Source organism: Romboutsia maritimum (genome assembly GCF_002251085.2).
In the GTDB taxonomy this organism is placed as follows: Bacteria; Bacillota; Clostridia; order Peptostreptococcales; family Peptostreptococcaceae; genus Romboutsia_B; species Romboutsia_B maritimum.
Genome location: NZ_NOJZ02000026.1, coordinates 22552 through 30647 on the forward strand (window position 1 = coordinate 22552; position 8096 = coordinate 30647).

Consider the following 8096-nt stretch of genomic DNA (forward strand, 5'->3'; position numbering starts at 1 on the left):
CTTTCTGGTGCTAAAAAACACCAGAAAGATATTTAACTTTAATATAAAGCTTTTATTTTGTTAAATGCACTTTCACATCCTCCACCTACTTGTGTTATAGTTTTTGGTGATTTTAATTTTAAAGCATTTTCTTGTGAGTTATTTAAATCATTTCCTACTATCACTACTGGTGAATTTTGTTTTGAAGCTAATATCCCAACTGATAAAGCATCTATTAATTGATTTTGTTTTGTCATTCCATTTTTACAAACAAATATATTTTTTAATTCTTTTTCTTTATAGAATTTATCTAATATTTTTGCATTTGTTTCATTTCTATCTATTCCACCGATTCTTTCAGCACTTACTAATTTATTTTCTACTTCTTTAGAGATAGCTTTTTCTAGTCCTATTACATATGATTTATCTATATTATTATCTTTTATAAACTTATCATATATGTTTGTTCCTTTAGTTGGCATAAGTAGTATTGCCATATTTTCATTAGCTGCTATAGCTGCTATTGATGTTGCATCAGAAAGTCCAGTTTCTCCATTTACTACTGCTACTTTTGATACATTTGATAACTTATTAGCTATAGCTAATGAAGTCTTAAATCTATCTTCTCCAGAAATTCTTTCAACTTTAAGATTAAGTTGACTTAATTCACCTAGTATATCTTGAGAAACAACAGCTTCTCCACCTATTACAAACACATTCTTAGCTTGTAGTCTTTGTATTTCTGCTAATGTATCTTTATCTAATTTATTTGCACTTGTTAATAATATCGGTGCATCTACTTTCTTAGCAAATGGTGTTGCAGCTAATGCATCTGGTAATTTGTCTGAATTTACTAAAACAACATTATCAGATTTGTTCCATCCTTCTTTTGAAATTTTTATAGCTGTTTCATATCTTGTATATCCTATTAGTTTTTGTTCTTTAACTTGTTCTTTTGAACTACTTGAACCACCTGAAGATGATCCTCCTGATGAATTACTTGTAACTCTTACATTTATTGTTTTAACGTCTTCTAAATCTCCTAATTTAGTACTATATGAAACTTTGTAATTTCCAGATTTTGTAGCTCTACCATCTGTTATAGGTAATTTATCTTCACCTTCTACATTTACTTTTACAGGTACACCTAATTTATCTTTTGCATATACATTATCTGGTAGCTTTATTTCTTGACCAATCTTAACTGAAACATCACCTGTTACTCCATATATTTCTGGTTTTATTTCATCTTTATTTAAAATTAGTTGCATTGTTTTATAGCTATTTTGAGATTCTATTTTACCTTCTCCTTTATTTAATACTTGATCCTTAGAACCACTTAAAGCTAATCTTGAAGGTAATGTAGTTTTTACTTCACTTTTTTCATTTGGAATTTGTACAGTGTACAAATATATATCTCCTTGTAATTTTTCAACTTGTGCTTGTTTTATTTTATTTGCTGTATTTTGTAAAGCTTTACTTATCTCTTCTTTAGCTTGTTTTATTTGTTCTTGTGTTTGATATATATTAGCATTTTCTAAAGCTACTACAACTATACAACTTGCTGTTTTGTTTCCTACTGTTGCTGTTATTGTAACTTTTCCTTCTTTTACTGCTGTTATTTGTCCATTTTCTATTTTTGCTACTTTTTCATCTGAACTTTTCCAACTTGCTATCTTATTATCAGTTGTATTTTCTGGAGTATATCTTACTTTTAATTCTTGTTTATTTCCTTTTTGTATTAATAAAGCTTTTTTATCTAATTCTATTTTTTGTAAACTTATTGTTTTTTTCTTAACTATTACTTTACAAGTTACTGTTTTGTCTTTTACTTTTGCTGTTATTGTTGCTGTTCCTTCTTTTACTCCTGTTACTTCTCCGTTTTTTACTGTTGCTACTTTTTCATCTGAACTTGACCATTCTACTGCTTTATTTACAGTTGTATTTTCTGGATTATATTTTACTGTTAAACTTTCTTTATTTCCTTCTTCTATTGTCATTTCTGTTTTATTTAAACTTATTGAATTTAATTCTATTTCTTTTTTACTTACTGTTACTTTGCAAGTTGCTATTTTGTCTTTTACTTTTGCTGTTATTGTTGCTGTTCCTTCTTTTACTCCTGTTACTTCTCCGTTTTTTACTGTTGCTACTTTTTCATCTGAACTTGACCATTCTACTGCTTTATTTACAGTTGTATTTTCTGGATTATATTTTACTGTTAAACTTTCTTTATTTCCTTCTTGCATTGTCATTTCTGTTTTATTTAAATTTATATTTTCTAATCCTACTTCTGGAGTAGTTGAATTAAATGCGTCTGTCATATCATAAAGACTGTTTTTGCCTTTTTTAAATCTATCATATGCAACTATTCCATACATTGCTTGGTCTGTTGCCATCATATTTACAGGTTGATCTTTTACATGTTTAAATCCTCCACCTTCAACATAGAAGTCCATTAATGCAGAAACAAGCCAGTTTCCATCACCTTTTATAAATCTTTTGTCAGTTGCAGGATCTATTCCAAGTTCTGTTAATGCAACTAATACTTGTACTGTACTTTCAGAGTTAGTTGCACCCCATGCATAATAACCTCCATCTTCACGCTGTTGTTTAGATAAAACGTCTAAAGCTCTATCTATATAAGGTTGTATATCTATCTTTTCTCCAGGTTTGAATTTTCCTTTACTTACATCTTTAGTTCCTTCAGCTGTTATAGTTTTATTTTTATATTTAGCTAATGCTTGAAGTGCCATTCCTGTTATATCTGGATCTGGTACTTTTCCCATAAGTGCCCATCCACCTTTAACTCCATCTTTATCAGTTATTTCTAAACTTAAGATATTTTCTATAATGTTTTCTCTAGTAGCTTGTTTTTTTCCATCTATAGCTTTACACATTTTGTAATTATTACTGTCAAGCGCTATAAGTGCCCATATAGGACCATTTATACCTTGTTTTAAAACACCTTTAAAATCAGAAAGTGGTTGTGTTAAGTCATATCCTGAAACATTTTTTGAATCTATTCCTAAAGAACTAAGAGCTACTATTAATCTAGAATACTCAGTATATTTTACCTTATGTAAATCACCTTTTTTATCTTTTACTTCATCACAAACTCTTTTATAGTAATCTTCATAGTATTTTTCTGGTACTTTATATCCAGCTCTTGCTAAAGAAAGAACAGTCCATTCTCCACCTATAGTTCCAAATCCAGGTTTATCAACTGTTTTGCATAGATATCCTGCTGTCTTATTTATAGCTTGTTCAACACTAGGATTTGGTACAACTAAATCTGATTTTGGTTTTTCTGATTTAGATTCTAAAGCATCATTAAGCATCTCTAATGCTTCATCAACATAAGTTTGATCAATATCAACATCTACTAATACTTTATAAGCTTCATCATATGCTTTTTTTATTTCAGAATTAGCTAATAATTGTTCTTTATTTGATGCACTGTTTATTTCAGCAACTGCTTTAGTAAGATCATCTTTTTTTGCTATAGGTATAAATGCGCCTTGGAAATTATCAGCATCTGTTCCATCTGGCTTTATCATTCCTCCTCCAATATCTGATCCATATCCAAAAGTTGTAAATTGCCATCTTATTACATCCCCGTCTTTTGGTTTATACACAGAGCATCCATAATTTGGAAACCAACTATTTACACAGTACATCCAACCTGACATATTTGTATAATCAAATTCTCCTAAAAATCCAGGATTTGTTCTTTCATATTCAACTTCTTGTCCAGTTTTTTTAATTTCATGTAATATATATTCTGGAATTTCTGTTTTTTCATTTCCATTAAAATTATCTTTTACACTGGCTAAATAAAATCCTGTTGCCGTATTCCCTGATGTATCTCCTACACTACCAGTATTTGTATAGTTTCCTTCTCCCAATAATCTAGTAACTAAATGAGCTACACTATCGCCTTCATAAAATGGAACTTTAACTGGTTCCTTTATATAACCTTGACCTAATGTAAACTTTTCAATATCTATAGTTACATAACCTTTAGGCACTTTCTCATCTTTGGTTTCTTGTGCAAAAGCCATAGGTATGCTTCCTAAAAACATACTAACTGAAACAACTAAAGATACTATCGACTTGATAAACCTATTTTGCTTTTTCACTCTATTTCCCCCTTTATATTTTTCAGTAATTTACATAATTTCTATTTTGTATATAAACCTTTTATTTCATTAAAGGATTTTTCACATCCTCCTCCAATTTGAGTTATCTTAGTAACATTTTTATATTTTAATGTATTTATTTGAGGATTGCTTAAGCTATCTCCTACTATTACAACTGGTGCATTTTCTTTTGCTGCTAGCACTCCTACTGATAATGCATCTATTAATTGATTTTCTTTAACGCTTCCATTTTTACAAACAAACACATTGCTTAAATCATTTCCTCCATAGAATTTACTTACTATCTTAGCATTTGTTTCATTTCTATCTATTCCACCTATTCTTTCGCAATTTGGTAGTTTGTTTTCTATTTCTTTTGAAATAGCTGCGCTTTGACCTATTATGTAAGTTTTTGATACGTTGTTGTCTTTTATAAAGTTATCATATATATTTGTTCCTTTAGTTGGCATAAGTAATATTGGCATATTCTTATTAGCTGCTACAGCTGCTATTGATGTTGCATCACAAAGACCTTTTTCTCCATTTACAACTGACATTTCAGATATACTAACTTTATCAACTAATTTTTTAGCTATTTCTAAAGAAGTTTCAAACCTAGTACTTCCTGCTATTCTTTCTACTTTTATACCTAAATTTTGTAAATCACTTTTTACTTGATTAGATACAACACCTTCTCCACCTATTATAAATACATGTTCTGATTTTAATCTTTGTATTTCTGATTTAGTACTTTCATTTAATTTCTCAGTTTCAGTAAGTAAAATAGGTGCATCTATTTGTTTTGCAAATGGTGTTGCTGCTAGTGCATCTGGTATTTTAGCTCCATTTACTAAAACTACATTTTTAGAAGTATTCCATCCAGAATTAGACACTTTAATTGCTGTTTCATATCTTGAGTTTCCTACTAATTTTTCTTCTTTTATATTTAAAGATTCATTTTCACTTGGTTTTGTATTTTCTTTATTATTTAAATTTGTATCTTCTTTTTCATCTGAGCCTTTATTTGGTTTTGTATTTTCTTTTTCACTATCGTCAAGTGCATCCTCTAATTGATTTAATGCATTATCTACCTTTGATTGAGAACTTTCTACATTCTCTAAAACTCTGTATGCATTATCATATTCACTTTGCACTTTATCATTTGAAAGTATTTTAGATTTATTTGATACACTATTTATTTCAGCTATCTTTTCTGTAAGCTTATCTTTATTAGCTATAGATTTATAAGATCCTTGGAAATTGTCGGCATCTGTTCCATCTGGCTTTATCATTCCTCCACCAATATCTGATCCATATCCAAAAGTTGTAAATTGCCATCTTATTACATCTCCATCTTTTGGTGTATATGTTCCTGATCCATAATTAGGAAACCAATTATTTACACAATACATCCAACCTGACATATTTGTATAATCAAATTCCCCTAAAAAATCAGGATCTTGTTTTTCCTCATCAACTTCTTTATCTGCTTTTTCTATTTCATCCATTATATATTGTGGAATTTTAGGCTTACTATTGTCCCTATCTCTTACACTTGCTAAATAAAATCCCTTCTCTACAGTTCCAGACTTATCATCTACTGTTCCAGTGTTTGTATAATTACCCTTTCCTAATAATCTTGTTATTAAATGTGAAACTCTATCACCTTCATAAAAGGGTACTTTAACTGGCTCTTTTATATACCCTTGACCTAATGTGAATTTTTCAACTGACATAGTTACATATCCCTTTGGTTTTTCTGATTTGTCAGCAAATGATAGAGGTACACTTACTAAACACATTACTAAAGTAACAGTTATCCCTGTTATCTTTTTTAATAACTTATCTTTCATATAATTCCCTCCTATTTAAATACTTTTAACAATTAAGTTTAAAGCCGAAACACCCCCTAAAAATCTCTCTTACTGTAATAAAATATCTAATCATATAATTTTACAAATCATTATTTTATTAATTATTCTTAAATATAAAAAAGTAGATACCTCTAAGATATCTACCTGGAAAATATAAACAACAAAATATATTGTTGCATCTTTCCCCAGAAAGATAATCTTTATGATAATGGCAGGTATCCTGGCTTAAGAATCATCCTTACTAGAACCTTCCCAATTTTTAAAATCAGTGGTATTTTTCTAGCTCGTCATCTCTCACAGTTACTGGGGCAGCTTTGGTTTTTCCAAATTCCCTTTTAATTACAAATGTAAACCATTTATCATTCTCTACCTATTTTGTGAATAATTTCATAAGTAATTTTGTATAATTTTATCAATTTATGCAAAATTAAATATTTTATTACACGTCTTCAACTAAATTGTATGTATTATAGTATTTTATTTCAATAATATACATTGAAAGATATACTAAATGTCCTTCAGTATTAAAACCGTAGTATTACTACTTTTCTAATACTAAGTATTATATTTTAACTCAAAATAAAAACTACCCTAAAATTATCTTAAAAATAATTTTAGGGTAGTTCTATTTTTTATGTATTATCACTTATTTATATAATTATACTTTGCATAACTTATTATGTCTTTTCTGTTCTTTAGATTTAATTTCATAAATATATTACTTATATGTTTTTTAACTGTACACTCTGTAATATATAGTTTTTTCCCAATTTCTCTATTATTAAATCCCTCGCCTGCTAAATTTAATACTTCTTCTTCTCTTCTTGTAAGGTCATACTTCTTATGTTTTTCTTCATGATTTAACATATCTTGTATTAAATCAAATTCGTAAGATTTCTTACCTGACATTACTTTTTTTACTATATATATAAATTCATCTCTATCTAATATATCTACAACATATCCTTCTACACCTATTTTTATAGCTTTTTTAAAAACACTACCTCTTTTCCTAGAATCTAAAACAATAATTTTCTTTTCTGGTGAGGTTTTCTTTATACTTTCTACAATTTTTATTTGATTAACTACATCATTTCTAATATCTACAAAAATAAAATCTATATTGTCAACTTCACTTTGACTATGTAACATTTTTATTACTTTCGTATTTTCATTTTCTAATTGTACTTTAAATATTTCTTCTAATGCATCCCTTATTATAAATGATTCTGATACTATTAAAATATTCATCCCAATTTCCCCTTCTTTACAAAAACATATCTTTTAACAAATAAAAAATCTCACTTATGGTGAGATTTTTTTACTTTAATATACAAAGTTAATAATATTCTTTTTGTATTAGTAAATTTGTTTTCCCTCCGAAAATTTTACTTAAACTTCAAGGCAGGTCTCCTGGCTTAGCTTCATCCTACTTTTTACCTTCCCATGAATATATCATTCACAGTGGTTATAAATTTCGTCCACATTACAGTAGCGGGGGGCTGCAAAGGCTTTAAACCTTTTTCCCTTTTAATTTTTAAAAACCTGAAATTTTTAATATTTTATTATAAATCTATATAATATGAATTCTAACATTTTTATCGTAAAATGTCAATTGAACCCATTATTTATATAATTTTTCTATTTCATTAAATACTTTATCACATCCTCCACCTACTTGAGTTATAGTTTTTGCTGATTTAGATTTTAGTACTTCTCTTTGTGCACTTCCTAAATTTTCTCCAACTATAACTACTGGTGCATTTTGTTTTGCTGCTAATGATCCTACTGAAAGTGCATCTATTAAGTGACTTTCTTCTTTCATTCCATTTTTACAAACAAACATATTATTTACTTTGTCTGTTGTGTAGAATTTAGATATTATCTTAGCATTTGTTTCGTTTCTATCTATTCCACCTATTCTCTCTGGATTATCTAATTTATTTTCTACATCTTTTGATATAGCATTAGTTTGACCTATTATATATGATTTTTTAATGTCGTTTTCTTTAATATATTTATCATATATATCTGTTCCATTAGCTGGTAAAAGTAATATTGGCATATTTTTATTTGCTGATACTGATGCTATTGAAGTTGCATC

The 8096-nt window shown here is 28.2% G+C and carries 4 protein-coding genes and 2 riboswitches; all 4 genes read right to left on the reverse strand.

All coding sequences use genetic code 11. The features are described 5' to 3' along the window. Nucleotides 1–38: 38 nt before the first annotated feature. Nucleotides 39–4118, reverse strand: coding sequence for a cell wall-binding repeat-containing protein (locus tag CHF27_RS11550; protein ID WP_115976187.1), 4080 nt, complete (start codon nucleotides 4116–4118; stop codon nucleotides 39–41). Nucleotides 4119–4159: 41 nt separating this feature from the next. Beyond that, nucleotides 4160–5971, reverse strand: coding sequence for a cell wall-binding repeat-containing protein (locus CHF27_RS11555; RefSeq protein WP_095404455.1), 1812 nt, complete (start codon nucleotides 5969–5971; stop codon nucleotides 4160–4162). A gap of 214 nt (nucleotides 5972–6185) precedes the next feature. Further along, nucleotides 6186–6365: riboswitch (cobalamin riboswitch) on the reverse strand. 269 nt (nucleotides 6366–6634) lie between these two features. Then, nucleotides 6635–7243: a helix-turn-helix transcriptional regulator gene (locus CHF27_RS11560; RefSeq protein ID WP_095404454.1), complete on the reverse strand. Its 609-nt coding sequence runs from the start codon at nucleotides 7241–7243 to the stop codon at nucleotides 6635–6637. 135 nt (nucleotides 7244–7378) lie between these two features. Continuing rightward, nucleotides 7379–7556, reverse strand: a riboswitch (cobalamin riboswitch). Nucleotides 7557–7616: 60 nt separating this feature from the next. Then, nucleotides 7617–8096 (reverse strand): cell wall-binding repeat-containing protein (locus CHF27_RS11565; protein ID WP_147294087.1); only part of this gene is annotated, 480 nt, incomplete at its 5' end.